Origin of the sequence: Pseudomonas sp. BF-R-30, assembly GCF_019956175.1 — a bacterium.
GTDB classification, from domain to species: domain Bacteria; phylum Pseudomonadota; class Gammaproteobacteria; order Pseudomonadales; family Pseudomonadaceae; genus Aquipseudomonas; species Aquipseudomonas jessenii.
Genome location: NZ_JAHBDE010000044.1, coordinates 1 through 24,958, shown reverse-complemented (window position 1 = coordinate 24,958; position 24,958 = coordinate 1). Strand labels below are relative to the sequence as shown.

General features: G+C 61.0%; 22 protein-coding genes and 1 pseudogene. 9 read left to right on the top strand and 14 right to left on the bottom strand.

Annotated elements, in window-relative coordinates; all coding sequences use genetic code 11:
* Position 1 precedes the first annotated feature (1 nt).
* From KGB20_RS20745 to KGB20_RS20710, 8 genes are all read right to left on the bottom strand, one after another.
* Entirely contained in the window at positions 2–1,054 is a 1,053-nt protein-coding gene (locus KGB20_RS20745) for a WD40/YVTN/BNR-like repeat-containing protein (RefSeq protein WP_154860107.1), read from the bottom strand.
* 615 nt (positions 1,055–1,669) lie between these two features.
* On the bottom strand, positions 1,670–1,918 hold the full coding sequence (locus KGB20_RS20740; protein WP_223532959.1) for a hypothetical protein: 249 nt from the start codon (positions 1,916–1,918) through the stop codon (positions 1,670–1,672).
* 395 nt (positions 1,919–2,313) lie between these two features.
* A complete protein-coding gene (pepN, locus tag KGB20_RS20735) occupies positions 2,314–4,971 on the bottom strand; it encodes an aminopeptidase N (protein WP_154908939.1) in 2,658 nt (885 codons plus the stop codon).
* Positions 4,972–4,981: 10 nt separating this feature from the next.
* A complete protein-coding gene (locus tag KGB20_RS20730; RefSeq protein ID WP_090455017.1) occupies positions 4,982–5,812 on the bottom strand; it encodes a DUF2797 domain-containing protein in 831 nt (276 codons plus the stop codon).
* Positions 5,809–6,069, bottom strand: a complete 261-nt coding sequence (locus KGB20_RS20725; RefSeq protein WP_053158810.1) for a YeaC family protein — start codon at positions 6,067–6,069, stop codon at positions 5,809–5,811. The genes KGB20_RS20730 and KGB20_RS20725 overlap by 4 nt, the downstream gene beginning before the upstream one ends.
* A 32-nt stretch (positions 6,070–6,101) precedes the next feature.
* Positions 6,102–6,971, bottom strand: a complete 870-nt coding sequence (locus tag KGB20_RS20720; RefSeq protein ID WP_154860110.1) for a rhomboid family intramembrane serine protease — start codon at positions 6,969–6,971, stop codon at positions 6,102–6,104.
* A complete protein-coding gene (locus KGB20_RS20715; RefSeq protein ID WP_371319467.1) occupies positions 6,968–7,942 on the bottom strand; it encodes a metallophosphoesterase in 975 nt (324 codons plus the stop codon). Before KGB20_RS20715 ends, KGB20_RS20720 begins: the two co-directional genes overlap by 4 nt.
* Positions 7,939–8,829, bottom strand: coding sequence for an NAD(+) kinase (locus KGB20_RS20710; RefSeq protein ID WP_008016128.1), 891 nt, complete (start codon positions 8,827–8,829; stop codon positions 7,939–7,941). Before KGB20_RS20710 ends, KGB20_RS20715 begins: the two co-directional genes overlap by 4 nt.
* 117 nt (positions 8,830–8,946) lie before the next feature.
* Here KGB20_RS20710 and KGB20_RS20705 point away from each other — a divergent pair, with 117 nt between their 5' ends.
* The gene (locus KGB20_RS20705; RefSeq protein WP_150813860.1) at positions 8,947–9,897 is read left to right on the top strand and encodes a DUF1853 family protein; all 951 of its coding nucleotides are present in this window, start codon (positions 8,947–8,949) and stop codon (positions 9,895–9,897) included.
* Between the two features lie 184 nt (positions 9,898–10,081).
* Here the strand turns inward: KGB20_RS20705 and KGB20_RS20700 are convergent, their stop codons facing one another.
* Complete coding sequence (locus KGB20_RS20700; protein WP_154860111.1) at positions 10,082–10,642, bottom strand: NADPH-dependent FMN reductase; 561 nt, start codon at positions 10,640–10,642, stop codon at positions 10,082–10,084.
* Positions 10,643–10,816: 174 nt separating this feature from the next.
* Here KGB20_RS20700 and KGB20_RS20695 point away from each other — a divergent pair, with 174 nt between their 5' ends.
* Together KGB20_RS20695 and KGB20_RS20690 are read left to right on the top strand one after the other, a co-directional pair.
* On the top strand, positions 10,817–11,044 hold the full coding sequence (locus KGB20_RS20695; protein ID WP_057715028.1) for a hypothetical protein: 228 nt from the start codon (positions 10,817–10,819) through the stop codon (positions 11,042–11,044).
* 88 nt (positions 11,045–11,132) lie between these two features.
* Positions 11,133–12,026 (top strand): LysR family transcriptional regulator, encoded by an 894-nt coding sequence (locus tag KGB20_RS20690; protein ID WP_154908938.1) that lies wholly within the window; start codon positions 11,133–11,135, stop codon positions 12,024–12,026.
* On the opposite strand, the gene KGB20_RS20685 is transcribed toward KGB20_RS20690, so the two are convergent.
* The 5 genes from KGB20_RS20685 to KGB20_RS20665 form a co-directional block, all read right to left on the bottom strand.
* Positions 11,992–12,606: a GNAT family N-acetyltransferase gene (locus KGB20_RS20685; RefSeq protein ID WP_057715030.1), complete on the bottom strand. Its 615-nt coding sequence runs from the start codon at positions 12,604–12,606 to the stop codon at positions 11,992–11,994. The genes KGB20_RS20690 and KGB20_RS20685 overlap by 35 nt on opposite strands.
* A 14-nt stretch (positions 12,607–12,620) precedes the next feature.
* Positions 12,621–14,876, bottom strand: a complete 2,256-nt coding sequence (locus KGB20_RS20680; protein ID WP_154908937.1) for an Orn/Lys/Arg decarboxylase N-terminal domain-containing protein — start codon at positions 14,874–14,876, stop codon at positions 12,621–12,623.
* Positions 14,877–15,017: 141 nt separating this feature from the next.
* On the bottom strand, positions 15,018–15,776 hold the full coding sequence (gene dnaQ / locus KGB20_RS20675) for a DNA polymerase III subunit epsilon (RefSeq protein ID WP_046037200.1): 759 nt from the start codon (positions 15,774–15,776) through the stop codon (positions 15,018–15,020).
* Positions 15,777–15,989: 213 nt separating this feature from the next.
* Positions 15,990–16,442, bottom strand: a complete 453-nt coding sequence (gene rnhA, locus KGB20_RS20670; RefSeq protein WP_007979123.1) for a ribonuclease HI — start codon at positions 16,440–16,442, stop codon at positions 15,990–15,992.
* A 92-nt stretch (positions 16,443–16,534) separates the two neighbouring features.
* Positions 16,535–17,293: a class I SAM-dependent methyltransferase gene (locus KGB20_RS20665; protein WP_007988453.1), complete on the bottom strand. Its 759-nt coding sequence runs from the start codon at positions 17,291–17,293 to the stop codon at positions 16,535–16,537.
* A gap of 65 nt (positions 17,294–17,358) precedes the next feature.
* Between KGB20_RS20665 and gloB the strand changes: the two genes are divergently transcribed.
* From gloB to KGB20_RS20635, 6 genes and pseudogenes are all read left to right on the top strand, one after another.
* Positions 17,359–18,126: a hydroxyacylglutathione hydrolase gene (gene gloB / locus KGB20_RS20660; protein WP_154908936.1), complete on the top strand. Its 768-nt coding sequence runs from the start codon at positions 17,359–17,361 to the stop codon at positions 18,124–18,126.
* A gap of 99 nt (positions 18,127–18,225) precedes the next feature.
* On the top strand, positions 18,226–19,656 hold the full coding sequence (locus KGB20_RS20655; protein WP_057715033.1) for a transglycosylase SLT domain-containing protein: 1,431 nt from the start codon (positions 18,226–18,228) through the stop codon (positions 19,654–19,656).
* 210 nt (positions 19,657–19,866) lie between these two features.
* On the top strand, positions 19,867–21,687 hold the full coding sequence (locus KGB20_RS20650; RefSeq protein WP_408003804.1) for an extracellular solute-binding protein: 1,821 nt from the start codon (positions 19,867–19,869) through the stop codon (positions 21,685–21,687).
* The gene (locus tag KGB20_RS20645; RefSeq protein WP_154860118.1) at positions 21,684–23,525 is read left to right on the top strand and encodes an extracellular solute-binding protein; all 1,842 of its coding nucleotides are present in this window, start codon (positions 21,684–21,686) and stop codon (positions 23,523–23,525) included. The genes KGB20_RS20650 and KGB20_RS20645 overlap by 4 nt, the downstream gene beginning before the upstream one ends.
* A gap of 4 nt (positions 23,526–23,529) precedes the next feature.
* Positions 23,530–24,603, top strand: a complete 1,074-nt coding sequence (locus KGB20_RS20640) for a microcin C ABC transporter permease YejB (RefSeq protein ID WP_154908935.1) — start codon at positions 23,530–23,532, stop codon at positions 24,601–24,603.
* Between the two features lies 1 nt (position 24,604).
* Positions 24,605–24,958, top strand: a pseudogene (locus tag KGB20_RS20635) (ABC transporter permease); the annotation flags it as partial.

The following is a 24,958-nucleotide window of genomic DNA, read 5'->3' as shown; positions in this document are numbered from 1 at the left end:
CTCATTTGCCCGACTCGGTGCCGCTTGGCGAAGTGACGCGAACGCCGCCCTGCCCGGCCAGAACCAGATTGCCATTGCCTGCCGCAGTCACTGCCGAGACGGAAATACGGTCCGGGCGGTTGACCACCTTGAAGGTTTCGCCATTGTCACTGCTGCGAATGACCGAACCGCCGTTGCCGACGATCACGATGGAACCATCGTCGAGCAGCGTACCGCCGGACAGCCCGAACTCCAGGTCGCCACGTTCAGCCTTGAGCTCGACCTGGTCCCAGGTGGTGCCGAAATCCGTGGAACGGTAAAGATTGCCGCGCAGGCCGTAGGCCAGCAACGTATTGGACTGCGCCGTACCGATCACGCCGAACAGCGAGCCTTCGTACGGGCCTTCGAGTTTCTCCCAGGTCTGGCCCCAGTCCGCGGAGCGGAACATGCTGCCCTGCTCACCGACGATGAACAGCCCGGCGTCCTTGACCGCGGCGATCGCGTTCAGGTGGTACTGGTCTTCGTTGTCCAGGCGGTCGCTGGCGTCTTCCCAATGCTTGCCACCGTCGGTGGTTTCCATCAGCGAGCCGTAGGCGCCCACGGCAAAGCCGCTGTCGACGTCCTTGAACCAGACATCGAGCAGCGGCGATTCGCGTTTCAGATCTTCGAATTGCTTGGTCCAGGTCGCGCCGCCGTCCTCGCTCGCGAGGATCTGCGCGTCATGGCCGACGGCCCAGCCGTGCATGTCATCGACGAAGAACACCGACGTCAGCAGGGCCCGGGTCGGGACCTTGGCCTGGGTCCAGGTTGCGCCCTGGTCATCGGAATACAGGATGTGCCCACGATCCCCGACCGCCACCAGGCGCTTGCCGGCGTGGACGACATCGAGCATCAGGCTTTTGGCAGCCTTGGCGGATTCAATGGAATAAACAACGTCGGATGCCGGCGCGGCCGCGGCCAGCGCAGGCGCCGACAGCATGGCAGAGCCCAACACCGAGAGCGCTGTGGCCAGCAACGCGAATTTGCGTAATGCCGGCGGGCGGCAGATACCCACACCCATGACAGGCTCACTCATAGACCTTCTCCCATTATTATTGTTAGGTCGTTCAACCTTACTGGGCGCCGCAAGGGTGCGTGTCCGGACCGGCTGTTTCAGAGCATAGTCCTGAAACCCGCAATCCAGAGCCCCTTCGGAAGCTGGCCTATCCTATCGGTGTTTTTTAATGTCTGACAATCGACGCCACGTTATGTTTTGTTAACCGGGGGGATGGGGGTGGGGTTCTGAATGGTTGGGTATCAGGTGGGGTGATTGCGGTTTCGGTGGTGGGTGGTAGTGTTCGGTGTTCGGTGTTCAGTGTACATATCCGTTGCAGCGGTAATGGCTGCTTTTCCAATCGGCGTACATATCCATTTCTGCGGTAACGGCTGCTGGCGGTTTCGCTCTTACAGCGAGTCCCTTTTTCAAACGCCAAAAAGGAACCAAAAGGCTTCGCCCCGGCGTACGGCACCTCGCCAAGGCTCGGTGTTCCCTCGCTACGGTGTCCATCAGGGGGCATCGCCTACGGTCTGCTTCGCGACGACCTCCTCTCGATGTGTTCGACTTCGTCGAACGGCGCTACGCGCCTACCCCCCTGATGAACACCTACGCTCGGCCTGCCGAAGGGGCGAAAGATCAAAAGCCAGATCAAGATCAAAAGCCAAAGCCAAAGCCAAAGCCAAAGCCAAAGCCAAAGCCAAAGCCAAAGCCAAAGCCAAAGCCAAAGCCAAAGCCAAAGCCAAAGCCAAAGCCAAAGCCAAAGCCAAAGCCAAAGCCAAAGCCAAAGCCGTAGATGGGGGTTCTGAAAATTTTGTGCAACCAGATAGGATTCAAGCGACTGGCAGGCCGCCATCGCGAGCAAGCTCGCTCCCACAGAAGAGCAAAAAGCAGAGCATCCCGCATCACCGCATCGCTTCTCACCACTCATCAGGCCGAGCGTTAGCTCGCCTGCAGCTCTTGATCTTGATCCACCCGCCCCCTCGGCAGGCTGAGCGGAGGTGTTCATCCGGGGATTGGCGCGTAGCGCCGTTCGACGCAGTCGAACCCATTGCATGTAGGTCGAAGCGAAGCCGACCGGAGGGCAATGCCCCCGGATGAATACCGCAGCGAAGGAACCCCGAGCCTAAGCGAGGGGCCGTACGTTCGGGGCGAGACCTTTTGGTTCCTTTTGGGGCGTTTGCCAAAAGGAACTCGCCGTAAGGGCGAAACCGCCAGCCGCCGTTACCGAAGAAACGGATATGTACTCAATCAACCAAGAACCTGGTCGGCCCAAAGGCCGCCAAGTTCAAAAGCCAAGATCAAGCCAAACTCTTGCTGACCACTTCAAACACATCACTGGATAACTGCCCCGAAGCCCGAATCCGCTCCAGCTCCGCCTTCATCAAAGCCTGACGAGCACTGTCGTACTTGCGCCAGCGAGTCAAAGGCGCCAACTGCCGAGAAGCAATCTGCGGATTGAAGCCATTCAACTCGATCACCAAATCCGCCAGGAAGCGATACCCGGAACCATCAGCGGCATGGAAGTTGATCAGGTTCTGCCCGGCAAACGCACCGACCAGTGCCCGCACCTTGTTCGGATTCTTGATGTTGAACGCAGGATGCTGCATCAACTGACGAACCCGCTCCAGACCACCAGGCAACACGCTGCCAGCCTGGACGCTGAACCACTGATCCATGACCAACGGGTTGTCCTTGAAGTGTTCGGCGAAGCTGGCCAGCGCCTTGGCCTTCTCGGCTTCGAACGGTGAATTGACCAACACGGCAAGTGCGGTCAGGCGCTCGGTCATGTTGTCGCACGAATCGAACTGCTCCAGAGTCGCAGCCACAACTTCCGGCTTGCCGCTGAGCATCAGGTACGACAGCGCAATGTTCTGCAACGCGCGGCGAGCGAAGTGCTCGGCTTCGGCCACGTACGGCGTCTGCTTCGACAACTCGCGATTGGCCTGATAACGCAGCCACAAACCTTCGAACAACGCGTCAGCCAGTTGCTTACGGGCAAATTCACGCGCCGTGTGAATCGCTTCGACATCCGCCACTTCACTGATCTCGGTCAGGTACGCCTCGCTTGGCAGAGAGAGCATTTCCGCGACCATCGCCTGATCCAGCGACTCATCCGAAAGCACCGTGCGCAACGCCGCCACCAGACGCTGATCGAGTACCAGCGCTTCGCCCTTCTGCTGCTGGGCGATCAGCTCTTGCAGCACCTGCACCGACAGTTGCTGGCCGGCATCCCAGCGGTTGAAGCCGTCGCTGTCATGCTGCATCAGGAACATCAGCTGATCACGGTTGTACGGGAAGCTCAATTTCACCGGCGCCGAGAAGCCGCGCAGCAACGACGGCAACGGTTGTTCGGCGATGTCGACGAAGGTGAAAGTCTGCTCGGCTTCGGTCACCGAAATGACCCGCGAGGTGCCTTGCGCAGTGGCTTCACCGGACAGACGCAGGGCAATCGCTGCCCCTTTGGAATCCAGCAGCCCCAGTTCGACCGGGATCACGAACGGCAGTTTTTGCACCTTGTCCGGGGTTTCCGGGCAGCTCTGGCGGAAGGTCAGGCTGTAGGTTTTCGCCGCCGCGTCATAAGACTCGCTCACCGCCAGGCGCGGTGTACCGGCCTGGCTGTACCAGCGCTTGAACTGGGTCAGGTCAACGCCATTGGCAACTTCCATGGCCTTGATGAAGTCATCGCAGGTCACGGCCTGGCCGTCGTGGCGCTCGAAGTACAGGTCGCTGCCTTTGCGGAAGCCTTCGGCGCCGAGCAAGGTGTGGATCATGCCGACCACTTCCGAGCCCTTTTCGTACACGGTCAGGGTGTAGAAGTTGGAAATCTCGATGAAGCTGTCCGGGCGCACGGCGTGGGCCATGGGGCCGGCGTCTTCGGCGAACTGGTGGGTGCGCAGGTACGCCACATCCTGGATGCGCTTGACCGTGGCCGAGTTCATGTCCGAGGAGAAACCGGCATCGCGGAACACGGTGAAGCCTTCCTTGAGCGACAGCTGGAACCAGTCGCGGCAGGTCACCCGGTTGCCCGACCAGTTGTGGAAGTACTCGTGGGCGACGATCGCCTCGACCCGCTGGTGCGCGGCATCGGTGGCAGTTTCGGCCTTGGCCAGCACGGCGCTGGAGTTGAAAATGTTGAGGCCCTTGTTTTCCATGGCGCCCATGTTGAAGTCATTCACGGCGACGATCATGAAGATGTCCAGGTCGTACTCGCGACCGTAAACCTCTTCGTCCCAGCGCATGGATTTCTTCAGGCTGTTCATCGCGTGCTGGCACTTGTCGATGTTTTCCGGCTCGACGTAAATGCGCAGCGCCACGTTGCGCTCGCTCATGGTGGTGAAGCTGTCTTCGACACACCACAGGTCGCCGGCCACCAACGCAAACAGGTACGCCGGTTTCTTGAACGGGTCTTCCCAGGTCGCCCAGTGCCGGCCCTCTTCACCGGGACCGGAAGCGATCGGGTTGCCGTTGGACAGCAGCACCGGATAACTGTGCTGTTCGGCGACGACCGTGGTGGTGAAGGTGCTCATCACGTCCGGGCGGTCGAGGTAATAGGTGATCTTGCGAAAACCTTCGGCCTCGCACTGGGTGCAGAACATCGTGCCGGACTTGTACAGGCCTTCCAGCGCGGTATTGGTTTCCGGGTGGATCCGGACGCTGGTATCGACCGTGAAGGTGGTGCTGGTCGGGTGCAGGGTCAGGTGATTCTCGGTCAGCTGATACTGCGCCTCGGAAAGCTCCTGGTCGGCAAGGGTGACCGACAGCAGTTCCAGCTGCTGGCCGTCCAGCACCAGCGGCGGCAGGCCAGGGCCGCGCTCGGGGTTGCGGCGCATCACCAGTTGCGCATGGACCAGGCTATGGTCCTCGTACAACTCGAAGGTCAGGTGCGTTTCGTCGATCAGGTACTCGGGCGCCTGATAGTCCTTGAGGTAGATCATCTTCGGTTGTTCGGTGCGCATGCTGGAGTCCTTACTGATGCACGGCGAGCTGGTAAGCCGTGTATTTACGAATGTTGATCACGCCGGTGTCGAAGATCAGGTATTGACCCTTGATCCCCATCAGCGTGCCTTCGGCAATCGGGTTCTTGTCCAGGTTGAAGCTGACGATCTTCGCCGGGTACTGCTCGACCGGGTATCGGATTTCCAGCGGTTCGACGTCGGTCACCGGCTGGATCGCCTGCAAGCCAAATCGCTGCTGCAACCCGAGCAAGCCTTCGGCACAGCTGTCGAACAGTTGATCGCGGACCTCGGCCAGGTTCACCGCCGCCGCATCGCCCTTGAGCAAAGCGCGCCAGTTGGTCTTGTCGGCCACCTGGCTGCGTAACAGATCCTCGACGAAACCGGACTGCTGGCGAGTCGATACGCGCATGATCGGCAAGGCCTGGCTCGCACCCTGGTCGAGCCAGCGGGTCGGCAACTGGGTGGCGCGGGTAATCCCGACTTTGACCCCCGACGAATTGGCCAGGTACACCACGTGATCGGTCATGCAGAACTTCTCGCCCCACTCAGGCTCCCGGCAGGTGCCGGCCTCGAAGTGGCAGCGTTCCGGGCTCATGATGCACACGTCGCACTGGGCCAGTTTGGTCATGCACGGGTAGCAGTAACCCTGGCTGAAACTGGTCTTGGTCTTGCGTCCGCAATGGGTGCAGTGGATCGCACCCAGGTATTCCAGGCGCACCGTGGTGCCGATCAACGGATTGACCGGGACCTCGGTTTCGCCCAGACGAAATGCGTATTGCACGTTCGGCCCGTCCAGGCGCGCCGACATTTTGCTGATTGCACCGCGGCCAATCTCGATCAATGGATGGCATCCGACTTGAACAGGATATTGGGCACTTGAATCGACTTGGAGCTGCATTCCTGCGGGCCCATGTAGCCGGTGCGCTGGTCCTCTGGCAGGTTCTGGATTTCCCAGGCGATCATCGCCTGCAGCGACAGCTCGCGTTGTTCGGCGGTGAGCTTGCCACCGTCGGACCATTTGCCGATTTCCACGGCCAGTTTCAGGCTCTCGTAGATATCGGGGGTGATGTTCTTGATCATTTCGTTAAAAGAGGACATTGGGTCTCCGTCTCTTTATTGCATGTTCTGAATTAGGCGGCCAGTTTACGGCGGTTATACAAACCGCCCAACAAACCGGTGAAGCATCCGATGAGTAACCCGCTGACGTGGGCCGCGTTGGCGATCTCGCCGAAGCCGATCATCGAGACCAGCCCGGACAGGCACAGCAGCAACCACACCAGCATCATCACCAGCACGCCTCGCGGCAGGCGATAGGCCGGGTTCGGTGCCAGCAACTGGAAGATCCAGCAATGCCCGAGCAGGCCGTACAGTACGCCGGACAAACCGCCGAACAAGGTCGGGCCACTGAAGAAATACTGGGCAAAGTTCGATACCAGGCTGAACAGCAAGGTCAGGCCGATCAGGTTGATACTGCCCTGGCGCGACTCGATGCGCCGCCCCAGCTCCCAGTACCACATGCCGTTCATCGCCAGGTGCAGGATGCCGAAGTGGATCAGCATCGGCGTGAACAGGCGCCACCACTGCCCCGCCGCCAGGCTGTCGGCCAGTGGCGTGAAGTGGATGTATTCGCCGACCACGCGGAACTCGAGGAAGGTCAGCCAGCGCATCGTTTCAAGGTTGTCGCCCAGCATGGTCACCGCGCCGACAACCAGGCTCAGCAGCAGCACCAGCGCGGTGGCCCTGGCGTATTTCAACTGCTCGACGAACCCCGGGCGCTTGACGGTCTGCGCCACCGGAATATCCAGTTGTTGATCGGGGTCACCCGCCGGAAAACGCTCGTACAGCGCACGCACGTCTTCACTGATGTTGTCCGGCACCCACAGCACCTGCTCGCCAGCTTCCTCGCTGACCCGATGGGGCACTTGCATGCGCTTGAGCAGGGTGACGAACCCGCTCAAGTCCACCGCCAGGGGCAGACGCAATACCGCTACAGCACTCATTGCAGCACCTCCGGCCGCTCGACATCGACCCAGACGAATTTTTGCGGATCCAGGCGGGTTTCCTGATCCAGTCGGTAGGCAACCAGTTTGCCGTACAGCACCGCGCTGTAATCCAGGCAGGCCAGGTTCGGCCGGATCGGTGCCGGCTTGCCGCTGCGCCAGTAATGGCCGACGAACAACAGCGGCTCATCGATGCCATAGCGCAGCAAACTGTTCTTTTCGGTGGACGACAGCGGCGTCCGGGCCACGGGTTCCGGCAGTGCATCCGGTTGGAACACGATGTCGCCATAGGTTTTCGGATCGTCTTCCCAGAACTTGGTGCGGAAGAACGAACGCACCAGGCCATCGCCGCTGGTCATGGTCAGGCCATGGGGCAAACGCATGTCCGTGCCGCGCAGCAGCCGGTCGAATACGGTGCAGGCAAAAGAGCCCGACTCCGCCGACGCCTGGAGAAAATGCTCGTCGACGCAGCCGTTGGGGAACAACGCCCGCAGCGGTTCGATGAGCCCGGCGTCCCAGCAGGCGTGAACCACGCGAAAACGCCCGGCATCGACGAACAATGGCAACTGGTAGAACCATTGCTGGAAGTCGTGCCAGTCGCCCGGATGGTGTTCGAACTGGGTCAGGGTTTCGTGCAGCAGGCGGGCATGGCGCGGCGTGTGCTCACGCACGAACTGCTTGCCGCTGCCGGGCAGTGCCGGCGTGCTCCAGCCCAGCGCATTGAACTCGTGGTTGCCCATGATGCACAGCGCCTGACCGGCCTCGACCATGTCGTGGACGATATGCAGTGCCTCGCGAATCCGCGGGCCGCGGTCGATGATATCGCCGACGAACACCGCCATGCGCGAGGCATGTCGCCAGACGCCACCCTGCTTGTGATAACCGAGTCGGTCGAGCAAGTGCTCCAGGGTCAGAGCGCAACCGTGCACGTCACCGATCAGGTCGTAGCTACGCGCGGGATCGAGCATCAGTCGCCTCCACCCCCCAACTTGCTGCCCCAGCCAAGCTTGGTCCGGCAGACTTCATAGTAATTGTGGTCCAACGGATGGATCAGCCGCAGTTTCTGGGCTTTCTTGCTGACGGTAATGGTGTCGCCCGGCGCGCAGGTGAAGTGGTTCTGCCCGTCGCACGAGACTTGCGGGTAAATCTGCATATCCTTGGACACGACGATTTTCAGCTCACTGTTGCCATCGACCACAATCGGTCTACCCGACAAGGTATGGGGGTACATCGGCACAATCACAATAGCGTCGAGCTTGGGATGCATGATCGGCCCGCCGGCGGACAACGCATAGGCGGTGGAACCGGTCGGCGTCGCGACGATCAGGCCGTCGGCCTTCTGGCTGCAGACGAACTGGCCGTCGATGTACAGCTCGAACTCGATCATTCGCGTGGACTTGCCGGGGTGCAGCACGACGTCGTTCAGTGCATCGCCCTGGCCGATGGCCTCGCCGTGGCGGCGGACTTCGGCCTGCAACAAAAAGCGGTTTTCCACCAGATAGTGGCCATCCAGCACTTCGGCGACCTTGGTTTCCAGCTCATCGGGACGGATATCGGTGAGGAAACCCAGGCTGCCCCGGTTGATGCCGAGCACCGGAATATTGTGTTTGGCCAGCGCCCGGGCGGCACCGAGCAGGCTGCCGTCACCACCGACCACGATGACCATGTCGCAGACTTCGCCGAGCATCTTGCGCGACGAGGTTTGCAAGCCGTGCCCTGGCAGCACTTCGGCGATGGTGTCTTCGAGGATCACGTGCAGGTGACGATCGAGCAGAAACCGTTTCAGTCGGCGGACGGTATCCAGCACCTGGGAACTGCCCAGGCGACCGATGATGCCGATATTGCGAAATTGCTCCATGGGGCTCCTGCGGGGATCTGCGTGGCGGCGAAAACCACGATTATGGGCGAAAGCCGCCCGTAGACAAAATCCTTTCAGTTTCAGGGGTGTGCCCGGGTTTCGGGCTATGCTCGCAAGATGATGCTATTTCCGGATTTGCTCCACCTGCCCCATCAGTTACGCCATCCCGAAGTGCGTGACCTGGCGTGGGTCATCCTCGCGCCGCCCATGCTGGACAATACCCCGTGGCCGCAGCGTCACCCGCTGGCCGGCAGCGACTGGGTGCAGGCACCGGATCGGCTGGAGCATTGGCTGCGGCAGCTGGATCGGGACAGTTATGGCCTGCTGCACTGGCTGGCACAGGCCCGGACCCGGCGCCTGGGTTTGTACTACGAACGCCTCTGGCAATTCGCCGTGCAGCATGCACCGGGCATTGAACTGATTGCCGCCAACATGCCGATTCGCCGCGAAGGGCACACCCTCGGTGAACTGGACATGCTGCTGCGCGACCGCGACGGCGTGCATCACCTGGAACTGGCGATCAAGCTCTACCTTGGCCCGCAATCCGGCGACGGACACGACACTGCCAAGTGGCTGGGCCCGGGCTGCCACGACCGGCTCGACCGCAAACTGGCGCACCTGAGCCAGCATCAATTGCCGATTTCCACACGCCCCGAGAGCCGTGAAGTGCTCGCGGCGCTGGATATCCAGGCGTTCAGCGCACATTTATGGCTGGGGGGTTACTTGCTGTACCCGTGGCCCGGACAAGCCGCCCCGCCATTGGGTGCCCATCCACAGCATTTGCGGGGTCGCTGGTTGCATCAAAAGGATTGGCCGGCGTTGTTGGCCCAAAGCCCGCCCGGTCGCTGGCAACCCCTGCCCCGTCACGCCTGGCTGGCGCCGGCGCATTATTCGGCGGAGCACACCTGGAACCCCGGACAGATGCAGGCGTGGCTGGATGACCTGGACCCGCTGGCGCCAGCACAACTGCTGGTGCGCCTGACGGAAAATGCCAGCGGCGACTGGGAAGAGGCCGAGCGATTGTTTCTGGTGGCGGATCTTTGGCCGAATGTGCCGGGACAGGGTTGAGTCCAGTATTGCCTGAGCCGGCCTCTTCGCGAGCAAGCCCGCTCCCACATTGGGCCTCAGCCGAACACAAGTCTTGTATCCACTGAAGATCCCTGTGGGAGCGGGCTTGCTCGCGAAGAGGCCAACACGGTCTAAAGAGATAACCACCCAGCGCTTCGCAGGACAAAGCGCCGGCCAATGACCATCAGTCTTTCTTGTGCTGCTCGACCCATTGCCCATAAGCATTGATGAAACTTTGCAGGAACGGCTTTACCGATTCGGACAACTTGCCCGATTCGTCGAACGCCGAACCGGCGTTCCCCAGATAGGCCTCCGGTTGCTGCATCATCGGCACATTGAGAAACACCATGGATTGACGCAGGTTGTGATTGGCACCAAACCCGCCGACGGCCCCCGGCGACACACTGATAACGGCTCCCGGCTTACCGCTCCAGGCGCTTTTGCCATATGGACGCGACCCCACGTCAATCGCGTTTTTCAACGGTGCCGGCACCGACCGGTTGTATTCCGGGGTCACGAACAACACCGCGTCGGATGAGCTCACCTGTTGTCGGAAAGTGCTGTAGGCTGCCGGCGGTGAAGCGCCATCGATATCTTCGTTATAGAGCGGCAGATCGCCAATTTCGACGATGTTGAGCTTGAGATTGGCCGGCGCCAGTTCTATCAGGGCCCGTGCGACCTTGCGGTTGATCGATTCCTTTCTCAAGCTGCCGACCACGACGGCGATCGTATAGACGTTGCTCATAAGATTTCTCGACTGTCCGATAGGAAGAGCTTGTAGTTATAGATGACGATTCAAACAGCGGGCGACCGAAAACCCCGTCCCTGACTATTTTTTTCCCGTAGGAAAACTTACCTCGCCCAAGCACGGTCTACAGTGCCGCAAATTGAGTGATTTATCTCCAGAGGTTCTAAGCAGATGGCAGCAGTACTCGTCGGTCAGTTCCATGCAAGAGACGCGCAAGGCCGCATTTATTCGGTGCACGAGTTTCAGGACTCCACCCCGGCGGCAGAAGGTTCAGGGCCTGTCACCACCTACAAGCTGGCCATTGGCGACCGCGTCAACAAGGTCGACGACAATGAATTCATGCTGGTGCAAACCGGCGTGACCATTACCCGCGAACCGCAAATCGCCAGCGCTTCATAACCCGTCGTTATGAGCAGAAGTCATATGCACGGACTTGGGGTAGGATTCAGCCACTGACTCCTCCACCTGCTGAACATGGACTTCACGCATGCGCTTACGCCATATCGAAGTGATCCAGGCACTCTTGCAGACCGGTCACCTGGGCACCGCCGCCGAATGGCTGCAGTTGCCGGTGGCCGAAGTCGAGCGCTTGCTGCGCGACGCCGAGGATCAGTTGGGTTTCATGCTGTTCGCCAGCGTACGCGGACGATTGCAGGCCACCCGCGAAGCGCGGGAATTGCAGGTGGAAATTGCCCGGGTCTACGATGCGCTCGAACCGGTGCAGCGCCTGGCCAACAGCCTCAGGCAATACCTGGCGCCGCCGCTGCGCATCATCTGCACCCCTCCCCTGGCCAACCAATTGTTGCCACACAGCATCGCGGCCCTGCGCCGACGCCTGCCCGATGCGCCTTGCACGCTGCTGAGCCAGCCCACCCGCGACATCGTCAGAAGCCTGCTGCTGCGTGAAAGCGATCTGGGCCTGAGCCTGCATGACCCCGATCACGCCGATCTCGACTGCCATGTGATCGCCCAGGGCAAACTCCAGTTGCTCGCCCCCCATGGCTGGCTGCAACCGAAACAGAAATACATTTCACTGCAGGATCTGGCCGGCCAATCGATGATCGGCCTGGAGGGGCAGGACCCGTTGAGTCCGGCGCTGGAAAACAAACTGCACGGTTTGCATCCTGCCCCGGTGATTCAGACCCGGGTCCAGACGCATCAGATGATGCGCAGCATGGTCGAGGCCGGCGAAGGCCTGGCCATCGTCGACCCCTTCACCGCCCTCGGCGCCAAAGCCTCGGGGCTGGACACCTGCCCGCTGGCGCCAGCGGTCCCGATCAGCCTCTACGCCCTGACCCTGAAAAACGCCGAACCCTCACCGGCGGTTCAGACACTGTTAACCATCGTCACGGAACAAGCCGCGGCGATGCTGACGAACTGAACGGATTTTCCAGCGGGTTTTCGAACAATCGATACCAGAACAGCGCCACTTCGGCGGTGTTCGGATCGATGCCGCGATAGCGCAGGTGGTCGATCCCACCAATCACGTAACCGCAGCGTTCATAGAGCCTGCAGGCCCCCAGGTTGTTGTTCTGGGTTTCGAGCATGATGCCTGGCAGCTTTTTCTTGCGGCTCCAGAACTGCGCCACATCCAGCAGGGCCTTGGCCACGCCATGCCGCCGGGCCGGTGCGTGCACCGCCAGCTCGTCGATATGGGCAAAGCCGTTCCAGTTGGTGCTGACCACCAGGTGCCCCACGGGCTGGTCATCCAGATAAGCCATGAAAATCGCGCTGTCGGCGGAATCGCGAAAGCTGCTGAATTCCTCGGGATCGATGCCGTAGCACTTGCGATAAGGCGTGATCGGGGTGACAGGCCACTGTGCCACCGGCGCTCCTATTTGTGCCGCACCGTAGGCCGCGACTTCAAAACTGAAATCACTGCCCCAGATATAGGCGGCAAAACCCTCGTCGGCAACCCGTACCGACAACCCTGGATAATTCGGATTTATAACCGGCTGCATACTGGGAAATGTCCTCATTCCTTGATGCAATCGACGGTGTAGCACCGTCCACTGCCCTGGTCTTCATGTTGCAATCCGTGCACATCAGCAACGAATCCCGGAAAACTGCTATCGAACGTGCGGGCAAACGCCAGGTAATCGATGATCGAGCGGGTCGACTCGGTAAAGCGCTCACCCGGCATGATCAGCGGAATGCCGGGTGGGTACGGCACCAGCATCACTGCAGCGATCCGCCCGTCCAGCGTATCGATCGACACGGCTTCGACTTCACCCCGCACCAATTGATCATAGGCGTCCGCCGGCTTCATCGCGACTTCCGGCAGAACGGTGTACATGCGCTTGAGGTGCCTGGCGGTGGCGTTGCTGCGATAACAGGCATGCAACTGATCGCACAGATCACGCAGCCCCATGCCCTGATAGCGTGCGACATTCTCTTGCGCCACACAGGGCAGGCAACTGGCCAGACCGACGTTGGCGTCGTAGCTGCGCTTGAACTCCAGCAGTTCGGTGAGCAGCGTGCTCCACTTGCCCTTGGTGATGCCCATGGAGAACAACACCAGGAACGAGTACAGCCCGGTCTTCTCGACCACCAGGCCGCGCTCCCACAGGAACTTGCTGACCACCGCCGCCGGAATCCCGCGCTCGCTGAGGGCGCCACCGGCCGTCAATCCCGGCATCACCAGCGTGACCTTGATCGGGTCGAGCAGCACATAGTCGTCGGTCACGCCGCCAAAGCCGTGCCAGTCGGCATCGGGTTGCAGCAACCAGTCCTCGGTGACGACCCGCTCGATGCCTTCCGCCGACGGCGGTTGCCAGATCGAGAACCACCAGTCATCGGCGGCAATGTGCTGGCGCAAATTGGCCAGCGCACGGCGAAAACTCAGGGCTTCGTCGAACATTTCCTGCAGCAGCGAACGCCCGGCCGGCCCTTCCATCATCGCCGAAGCCACATCCAGCGAGGCGATGATGCCGTACTGCGGCGAGGTCGAGATGTGCATCATGAATGCTTCGTTGAAGCGATCCCGATCCAGTTGCCGCGCACCGCCATCGCGCACGTGAATCATCGATGCCTGACTGAAGGCCGCCAGCAACTTGTGGGTCGAATGGGTGGTGAACACCAACGGGCTGTCTTCATCACGGGAGGTGCCCATGCCGTAGCGCCCGGAAAAGAACTCATGAAACGCTGCATAGGCGTACCAGGCCTCGTCGAAGTGCAACACCTCAACGCTATTGCCCAGTTGCTGTCTGATCAGTTCGGCGTTGTAGCAGAGGCCGTCATAGGTTGAATTGGTCACCACGGCAAGCTTGACCTTCGGTGAACGCCCCTTGGTCAGCGGACTGGCGTCGATCTTGGCCTGGATCGATTCTCGACTGAACTCACTCAGGGGAATCGGGCCGATGATCCCCAGTTCATTACGCTCCGGACACAAGTACAGAGGGATGGCGCCAGTCATGATGATCGAATGCAGCACCGACTTGTGGCAATTGCGGTCCACCAGCACCAGGTCATCGCGGGCGACCACCGAGTGCCAGACAATCTTGTTGGCCGTGGACGTGCCATTGATCACGAAAAAGGTGTGATCGGCGCCGAAATTGCGTGCTGCACGGGCCTCGGCTTCAGCCAGGGGGCCGGTATGATCGAGCAAGGAGCCGAGCTCCGGCACCGACACCGAAAGATCCGAGCGCAGGGTGTTTTCCCCGAAAAACTGGTGAAACGCCTGCCCGACCGGACTTTTGTGATACGCCACGCCACCGCCGTGGCCGGGGGTGTGCCAGGAGTAGTTGGAATCCGCCGTGTGCTGCACCAACGCCTTGAAAAACGGCGGCAGCAGGCCATCGAGGTATTTGCGCGCGGCGCGGGCCACCTGCCGGGCGAGAAAGGGCACGGTGTCCTCAAACAGATAAAGAATGCCGCGCAACTGATTGAGCTCGGCCATGGCGTCGGCGGGTGCGTTTTCCAGGGTCACTTTTTCGCCCAGGGCGAAGATCGGCAGATCCGGTGCACGCACCCGCGCCAGACCGATCAGTTCGGCCATGTTTTGCAACAAATGAGAATGGGTGCTGGCGTCTTCAGAGGCAATCAACATGCAGGACAGGCCGTGGTAAGTCGACGCCACCAGTCGTCCTTCGGTGTAGTCCACCGCCGAAACGACGCTGAACCCTTCCTGCTCCAGCTCCCGGGCAATCCCCCGCACGCGGTCACCGGCAACGCTGTCGGCCTTGATGTCGCGATGAACGATCAGGACCGGGAATTTCAAGTCTTTGTACATGAGGCTCAGCGTCCTGAGGCGGCAGACCAGAGCCTGCCAATCACCTCAGGGTAGAGTGTTGCAGCGGATGTGGCGAGCGGGATGCACCAACTTGTGGCGACGAGGGAGTTTCCCTGTGGCGAGTATCTGCCAAAGAGGGTGTTATGCCTGCGCTTCAGCCTCGGCCAACTGCACCCACAACGCCGGGGCACCAGCGGATTTGCCGATGATTTCCAGGCGCGCCGCGTGGCGGGCCAGGTCGTCTTCGCTGGCGCGGATGATGCGCGTCGGCTGACGGTCCGCCGGCAAACGGCGAATCTCGGTGGCCGAATTGTCCGCCCCTTCACCCGAACCATTGCCATCGGAGGCGTTGCCGGCCAGGGACAGACTGGTCTGCCCCCCGGTCATGGTCAGGTAGACGTCGGCAAGAATCTCGGAGTCGAGCAAGGCGCCGTGCAGTTCACGGCCGGAGTTGTCGACGCCATAGCGTTTGCACAGGGCGTCGAGGCTGTTGCGCTGCCCCGGGTGACGTTCCCGGGCCATCATCAGGGTGTCGAGGATCGAGCAGTGCTGCGTGATGTCCGCGCGGTCCTGTTGGCCCATCAGGGCGAATTCGTTGTTGATGAAGCCAACGTCGAACGCCGCGTTATGGATGATCAGCTGCGCGCCCTTGATGAACTCGAAGAACTCTTCGGCCACCTCGGCAAAACGCGGCTTGCCCACGAGGAATTCGTTGGTGATGCCGTGGACGCCGATCGCGCCCTCGTCACTTTCGCGATCGGGTTGCAGGTACACATGGAAGTGCCGGCCCGTCAGGCGTCGGCCGATCAACTCGACACAACCGATTTCGATAATCCGGTGGCCGTCGGTCACCGGCATGCCGGTGGTTTCGGTGTCGAGTACAACGGATCTGGTGGCCATCAGTGCTCAGCTCTCAATCGGTCAATCGTGCAAAAGCGGCGATGTTAACACGCTCGCCGGGGTCTTTCAGATACACCGAGTCACCGCCTTCGCGAGCAAGCCCGCTCCCACATTGAATCGGCGTCGGCTCACAACTTTGTGGACGACACGAATCCAGTGTGGGAGCGGGCTTGCTCACGAAGGTCACGGCGCGGTGCATCGGCAGTACCGAAATCAGCCCTGCTTGTACCCACGCACCTCATCCACACCACGGTTGGCCAACTGGTCGGCCCGTTCGTTGCCGTGATGGCCAATGTGTCCGCGCACCCATTTCCAGGTGACCTTGTGACGGTTGACCTGCTCGTCGAGCAACTTCCACAGGTCAGCGTTTTTCACCGGCTCCTTCGCCGCGGTTTTCCAGCCGCGCTTCTTCCAGTTGTCCATCCACTCGTTGATGCCTTTCATCACGTACTGCGAGTCGGTCACCAACAACACCTCGCAGGGACGCTTGAGCTCCTCCAGGCCACGGATCGCGCCCATCAGCTCCATGCGGTTGTTGGTGGTATTGGCTTCGCCTCCCCAGAGTTCCTTCTCGACGCCCTTGCACACCAGCAGTGCGCCCCAGCCGCCGGGACCAGGGTTGCCTTTGCAGGCGCCGTCGGTGAATAGTTCTACGCTATCGCTCATGCCAATCTATCCAGAAAATGCGCTGGCCCGCCGATCGCTGATCGACGACGCCCGAAGCCGGGACATGCCCGGCCACAAATGAAAAGTGTGTATTACGGTTCGATGTTGCGCCGGTTGACCTTGGCCATCGGCAACGGGATCAGCTTGCCCATCGGTTCGCGCCGCTCCTGACGGACCGGTCGCAAGCCCACCACGATCTTGCGCGCCACCAATAAATAGAAGCCGCCGCCCGACAGTTGCCAGTCACCGGCCTTGCGCTCCCAACCGGCCAGGCGGGTCTGCCACGCCGGTGACGCAAGCGGCGGACGATAGCACCCGAAGCGGCGTTTCTCCAGCGCGAAACCCAGCAGGTTCAGCCAGTCGGCGACCCGTGACGGCGAAATGCAGCGCGCCTTGCGCAGCGCATCCTGGGCAAACACATGCCGCAGGCCCCAACTGCTCCAGGGGTTGATGCCAATGATCAGCAAATGCCCGCCGGGACGTACGCTGCTTGCCGCCTCGCGAAGCAGGCCGTGGGGCGACAGACAGAAATCCAGGCCATGCTGCAGCACCACCACATCGGCGGCATGCTCGCTCAGCGGCCAGGCCTGCTCCTCACAAACGATCTCGACCCCCGGCAACGGCGCACCAAGGCGTACATTGCGCTGTACCTGAGGGGCAGACGGCGGAGTCTGGGCCGAGGGACCGTAATGCACCAGATAGCCACCAAAGAACCGCCCGAGCTCGTCTTCGAGCATGCGCCGCTCTTCGTCCAGCAGAAATTGCCCGAGGGGACCGGCCAGCCACTCGCGGGCGGCGCTGATCAACGCCAGCCAGTCAGGATCGGCTTGTGCGAACGCTTTATCAGTCATTGCATTCTCCAACGCGCCAGGAAGTTCTAAGATGCGCCAATGTTTTCCGCTTGGCGAATCCGACGATGATACAGATCACTGCCCTGCCCGCCTTCACCGACAACTACATCTGGTTGTTACAAGACCACGGCAGCAAGCGCTGCGCGGTCGTCGACCCGGGTGATGCCGGCCCCGTACAAGCCTGGCTTGCGGCCAATCCGGGCTGGGTACTGAGTGATATTTTGATCACTCATCACCATCATGACCACGTCGGCGGCGTCGAACAGCTGAAAAAAGCGACGGACGCGAAAGTCTATGGTCCGGCCAGCGAAACGATCCCGGCGCGGGACGTTGCGCTCAAGGACAACGACAAGGTCCACGTGCTCGGCTGGGATTTCGACGTCCTCGCGGTCCCCGGCCACACCCTGGGGCACATCGCCTATTACCATCACGGCTTGCTGTTCTGCGGCGACACACTGTTTGCCGCCGGCTGCGGACGCTTGTTCGAAGGCACGCCACAGCAAATGTACAGTTCGCTGACACGCCTGGCCGGGTTACCGGAAGACACGCTGGTGTACTGCACCCATGAATACACCCTCGGCAACCTGAAGTTTGCCGCGGCCGTCGAACCGAACAACCCGCACACCGCCGAGCGCCTGGCCAAAGTCACCCGCCAACGGGAATCCGGGATCATGACGCTGCCGTCGACACTGGCGCTGGAAAAGCTCACAAACCCGTTTTTGCGCTCCGGTGAAACATCCGTTAAAGAAAAAGCGGACGAACGGACCGGCACCGATAACTCGGCGCCCGATATGGTTTTTGCGGCGCTTCGGGCGTGGAAAGACAGGTTCTAAAGGGGCCTATCAAGATTGCAACAATTCTGAAAGGTTGACCGCGCAGGGTGCGCTTCCTAGAATCGCCCGACATTTTTGCCCGGAACTTACTTCCAGCCAATGTCGTCACCTATTCGCAAAGCCATCAGTTCAGACGCATTGACCCGCTTGGCTCAAGCCATTGCGGTGGCTGTGTCCGCCACCCTGGCGGGCTGTTCCAGCCATGCGCCGCAGACCGATGCGGCGCACACGCAGAACATCGCCGCGCGCGCCAAGCAGAAGCCGATCTGGCTCAGCGAAAAACCCAGCCCGCAAATCCCCCAGGACGTCTGGGAGCGCATGCGCCAGGGCTTCCAGCTGCAAGACGGGCTGGGCGTCAACCCGCGCATCGAGCAACAGCGCCTGTGGTTCGCCAGCAATCCATCTTTCCTCGAAAACGCCGGCGAACGTGGCAGCCTCTACATTCACTACATCGTCGAACGCCTTGAAGAACGCAACATGCCGCTGGAACTGGCCCTGCTGCCAGTGATTGAAAGCGCCTACAACCCGATGGCCTATTCCCGGGCCAACGCGGTGGGTCTTTGGCAGTTCATCCCGTCCACCGGGCGTTACTTCAACCTGCGTCAAACCCGCTTCTATGATGGCCGTCGCGACATCACCGCGTCGACCACCGCCGCCCTGGATTACCTGACCCGCCTGCACGACATGTTCAACGGCGACTGGATGCTGGCCCTGGCGGCCTACAACGCCGGCGAAGGCACCGTCAGCCGGGCCATTGAGCGCAACGAACGCCTCGGCCTGCCGACCGACTACTGGAACCTGCCGCTGCCCTCTGAAACCCAGGCCTATGTGCCAAAGTTGCTGGCACTGTCACAGGTGGTGATGGCGCCGGAAGCCTACGGCGTGAACCTCAATCCGATCGCCAACGAGCCCTACTTCCAGGTCGTCGAAATCAACCAGCGCATGGACCTGTCCAAGGTTGCTGAAGTTGCCAACATCGACGAAGACGAACTGTTCCAGCTCAACCCGGCCTTCAAGCAGCGCACCACCCTGGATGGCCCGCAACATCTGCTGGTGCCGACCTCCAAGGCGCAATTGCTGACCAGCAGCCTGCAGACCATGCGTCCTGAAGAACTGATCAGCAAGAAATCGCTCAAGCCGGTCTTCGAAGGTGCCGACGACAGCCAGGTCGCCAGTGTCAAGCGTTCCTATCGGGTCAAGCGGGGTGACAACCTCGGTTCCATCGCCAAGGCCAACAACGTTGACGTGAAGGACCTGCAACGCTGGAACAAACTGAGCGGCAAGAACCTCAAGCCCGGCCAGACCCTGGTCATGCAGGACAACAGCAAACGCAACTCAGGGCGCGTCAACACCGTGATTGCAGCCAATACCAAAAAGCAGCAGGCCAAATACAAGGTCCAGCAAGGCGACTCGCTGTACATCGTGGCCAAGCGCTTCAACGTAGAGATGCAGCACCTCAAGCGCTGGAATCCGCGTGTCGGCCAGGCGCTCAAGCCTGGTCAGATGTTGACGGTGGCCAATCCGCATTAACTGTAGGAGCGAGCCTGCTCGCGAAAAACCCAAGGGCACCGAGTTGATTCAGGTGCCCCGCGTCATCATTGACCACCATCGCGAGCAAGCTCGCTCCTACAGGATTGCGTTCGCCCGGATCCCCCGTCTTTTTCCTATCCATACAAGCTGTTACTGTACGGTCCACAAAGCCCAAGCCGCCTGGATCGGATCCCCTATTTGAAGCGTCCCCTGCCCCTGCTCCTGATCAGCCTGGCCTTGAGCTCCACCGCAAGCGCGACGATCAGCGAAAGCCATGGTTATGCGCAGTTCGGCACGCTCAAGTACCCGGCCCGATTTACCCACTTCGACTGGGTCAACCCGCAAGCGCCCAAGGGCGGTACTTTGCGGGTGATGGCGTTTGGCACCTTCGACACGCTCAACCCCTACACCTTCAAGGGCACCAGCCCGGTCACCACGCCGAGTTTCCTGCAATACGGCATCAACGAGCTCAATGAACCGCTGATGGTCGGCACGGGGCAGTACGCACCTTCCGGTGACGAGCCCGCGTCCAGCTACGGCCTGATTGCCCAGTCGGTGGAGTACAACGAGAACCGCAGCTGGGTGGTGTTCAACCTGCGTCCCGAAGCACGCTTCCATGACGGCACGCCGATCACCGCCTACGACGTCGCGTTCTCCTATCGCGTGTTGCTCAAGGAAGGCCATCCGCTGTACCGCACCAGCCTTCAGGAAGTGTCGCGGGTCGACATCCTCAACCCGCAGCGCATCCGTTTCGTGTTCAAGCGAGCCGGCAATCCGCTGCTGATCCTGCGCCTGGGCGAAATGCCGGTGCTGGCGCAGCACTACTGGAAAGGCCGCGACTTCAAGGCCACCACTTTCGAGCCGCCGCTGGGCAGCGGGCCGTATCGCATCACCTCGGTCACGCCAGGACGACAGATCGTCTTCGAACGGGTCAAGGATTACTGGGGCAAGGACCTGCCGGTCAATCGCGGCAAGTACAACTTCGACCGCATGGAAGTCGAGTTCTACCGCGACAGCGTCGTGGCGTTCGAGGCGTTCAAGGCCGGTGAATTCGACATCTATATCGAGCACCAGGCGAAGAACTGGGACACCGGCTACAACTTCCCCGCCGTACGCCGCGGCGAGGTGATCAAGACGCAGATTCCCCATCAGATCCCGACCCAGACCCAGGGCCTGTTCATGAACAGCCGTCGTCCGGCTTTCTCGGACACCAAGGTCCGTGAAGCGCTGGGGCTGATGTTCAACTTTGAATGGACCAACCGCTCGCTGTTCGGCGGCGCCTACCAACGCGCCATGAGCTATTACCCCAACAGCGAGTTCTCGGCCAGCGGTTTGCCGGTCGGACATGAATGGCTACTGCTCAAGCCCTATCGCGAGCAACTGCCGGCCAGGCTCTTTACCGAGCCGTTCAGCCTGCCGCAGACCGATGGCCGCGGCATCCCCCGGGAGACCCTGCGCAAAGCCCTCGGCCTGCTCGCCGAAGCCGGCTGGAAGCTCAATGGCCAGCGCCTGCAAAACACCGCCGGGCAGCCGCTGCGCCTGGAACTGCTGCTGGTCAACCCGAACCTGGAACGCATCCTCCAACCTTACGTCGAGAACCTGGCCAGCATCGGCATCGACGCCCGGCTGCGCACGGTCGATCGCGCGCAATACAAGCAGCGCCTCGACCAGTTCGATTTCGACATGATTCTGATGACCCTCAACCAGACGCTCAGCCCGGGCCTGGAACAATGGCAGTACTTTCACTCCAGCCAGGCCGGGGTCAAGGGCAGCAAGAACTACGCCGGCATTGCCAACCCGGTGGTCGACCATTTGCTCGAACAGTTGCTGGCCGCCCGGACCCGCGATGAACAGGTCGCCGCCGGCAAGGCCCTCGACCGCGTGCTGCTGTGGCAGCACTACATCGTTCCCAACTGGTACCTCAATTATCACCGTCTGGGGTACCGCAACCGGCTCGCCTTCGTCACCACCCCGCCCTACACCCTGGGCCTGAACGCGTGGTGGCTGAAATCTTCGGAGAAAGATCAATGAAACCCATCCGTGCCCTGCTCCTGCAGGCCAGCGGTCTGCTGTTCGCCGGGCTGGCCTGCGCCGCGCCGCAACATGCCGTGACCCTGTATAACGAACCGCCGAAATACCCGGCCGATTTCAAACACTTCGACTACGTCAACCCGGACGCGCCCAAGGGCGGGATCTTCCGACAGGCCGGCTTCGGCGGCTTCGACAGCCTCAACCCCTTCATCAGCAAAGGCGTGCCGGCGGACGATATCGGCAACATCTACGACACCCTGGCCAAGCAAGGCCTGGACGAGCCGTTCACCGAGTACGGCTTGATCGCCCGCCTGATCGAGAAAGCCCCGGACAACGCCTGGGTGCGCTTCTACCTGCGCCCCGAAGCACGCTTCCATGACGGCCATGCGGTACGCGCCGAGGACGTGGTGTTCAGCTTCCAGATGTTGACCAAGGACGGCGCGCCGATGTACCGCGGCTACTACAGCGATGTGGCCGAAGTGATCGCCGAAGACCCGCTCACCGTACTGTTCAAGTTCAAGCACACCAACAACCGCGAGTTGCCGCTGATCCTCGGCCAGTTGCCGGTACTGCCCAAACACTGGTGGGCCGACCGCGACTTCAACAAGGGCAACCTGGAAATCCCGCTGGGCAGTGGCCCGTACAAGGTCAGCGAAGTGAAGGCCGGACGCTCGGTGCGTTACGAGCGGGTCAAGGACTACTGGGGCAAGGACCTGCCGGTCAATCGCGGTTTCTACAACTTCGACGTGATGACCACCGACTACTACCGCGACAACACCGTCGCCCTGGAAGCGCTCAAGGCCGGGCAGTTCGACTACTGGCTGGAAATGACCGCGAAGAACTGGGCCAACGCCTACAACATTGCGGCGGTCACCGAAGGTCGACTGGTCAAGGAACAGATTCCCAACGGCAATCCCACCGGCATGCAAGGGTTCGTATTCAATATGCGCCGCCCGGTGTTCCAGGATGTGCGGGTGCGCCAGGCCCTGTCGCTGTTGCTGGATTTCGAATGGACCAACAAGCAACTGTTCAACGGTGCCTACGCGCGTACGCGCAGTTATTTCGAGAACTCGGAAATGGCCGCCACCGGCCTGCCTGACACCGATCAGGTGGCGATCCTCGAACCGTTCCGTAGCAAGCTGGCGCCGCAGGTGTTCAACGAAGCCTTCCAGAACCCGACCACCGACGGCAGCGGCATGATCCGCGCCCAGCAACGGCAAGCCTATCAATTGCTGCAGGAGGCCGGCTGGCGCATCGTCGATGACAAGATGGTCGACGCCACCGGCAAGCCGGTGGTCATCGAGTTCCTGTTGGCCCAGACCGAATTCGAACGGGTGCTGCTGCCGTTCAAACGCAACCTGAGCGACCTGGGCATCGATCTGGTGATCCGCCGGGTCGACGTCTCGCAGTACATCAACCGCGTGCGTTCCCGGGACTTCGACATGATCGTCGGCAGCTTCCCGCAGTCCAACTCGCCGGGTAACGAACAACGGGAATTCTGGATGTCGGACGCCGCCGACAAGCCCGGCAGCCGCAACTCCATGGGCCTGAAGGATCCGGTGGTCGATCAACTGGTCGAGCAACTGATCAACGCCGATTCGCGCAACAGCCTGGTGGCCCACGCCCGCGCGCTGGACCGAGTACTGCAATGGGGCTATTACGTAATACCCAACTGGCACATCAAGACCTGGCGCGTGGCCTACTGGAACCACATCGGCCATCCCAAGGTCTCGCCTAAATACGATATCGGCACGGCCACCTGGTGGGTCAAGCCGGACATCAAGCCGGCAATAGAAGTCGAAACCACACTGCAGGCCGATCCTGCGGGCACGGAGTAATCAGATGCTGGCGTACATTTTTCGGCGACTGTTGCTCATCATTCCGACCCTGTTCGGCATTCTGCTGATCAACTTCGTGATCATCCAGGCGGCCCCCGGTGGGCCGGTGGAGCAGATGATCGCCAAGCTCGAAGGCTTCGAGGGCGCCACCAGCCGCATCGCCGGCGGTGGTGCCGAAGTCTCGGTGGCAGGCTCGGCCTATCGCGGCGCCCAGGGCCTGGACCCGGCGCTGATCAAGGAAATCGAGCACATGTACGGCTTCGACAAATCGGCGCCGGAACGCTTGTGGATCATGGTCAAGAACTATGCATCCCTGGATTTCGGCGACAGCTTCTTCCGCGACGCCAAGGTCATCGACCTGATCAAGGAAAAGATGCCGGTGTCGATCTCCCTCGGGCTGTGGAGCACGCTCATCATGTACCTGGTGTCGATCCCGCTGGGGATCGCCAAGGCCACGCGGCACGGCAGCCACTTCGACGTCTGGACCAGCTCGGCGATCATCGTCGGCTACGCGATCCCGGCGTTCCTGTTCGCCATCCTGTTGATCGTGGTGTTCGCCGGCGGCAGTTACCTGGACTGGTTCCCCTTGCGCGGGCTGACTTCGAACAACTTCGATAAACTGAGCATGGGCGGCAAGATCCTCGACTACTTCTGGCACCTGGCGCTGCCGGTGACCGCGCTGGTCATCGGCAACTTCGCAACCATGACCCTGCTGACCAAAAACAGCTTCCTCGACGAGATCAACAAGCAATACGTGATCACCGCCAGGGCCAAGGGCCTGACCAACCACCGCGTGCTGTACGGCCACGTGTTCCGCAACGCCATGCTACTGGTGATCGCCGGGTTTCCTTCGGCCTTCATCGGCATCTTCTTCACCGGCTCGTTGCTGGTGGAGGTGATCTTCTCCCTCGACGGCCTCGGCCTGATGAGTTTCGAGGCGGCGATCAACCGCGATTACCCGGTGGTGTTCGGCACGCTGTTCATCTTCACCCTGCTCGGGCTGGTGGTGAAACTGATCGGCGACCTCACCTACACCTTTGTCGATCCGCGCATCGACTTCGAAAGCCGGGAGCATTGAGATGAACCTGTCCCCTCTCAATCGCCGCCGCTTCGAACTGTTCAAGGCCAACAAGCGTGGCTGGTGGTCGCTGTGGCTGTTCCTGATCCTGTTCGGCGCAAGCCTGGGTGCCGAGTTGATCGCCAACGACAAGCCGCTGGTGGTGCACTACGACAACAACTGGTACTTCCCGGCGCTCAAACGCTACCCGGAAACCACCTTCGGCGGCGAATTTCCGCTGGAAGCCAACTACAAGAGCCCGTACATCCGCGAACTGCTCAAGGCCAAGGACGCCTGGGTGCTGTGGGCGCCGATTCCCTACAGCTACCAGAGCATCAACTACGACCTGAAAGTCCCGGCCCCGGCCCCGCCCTCG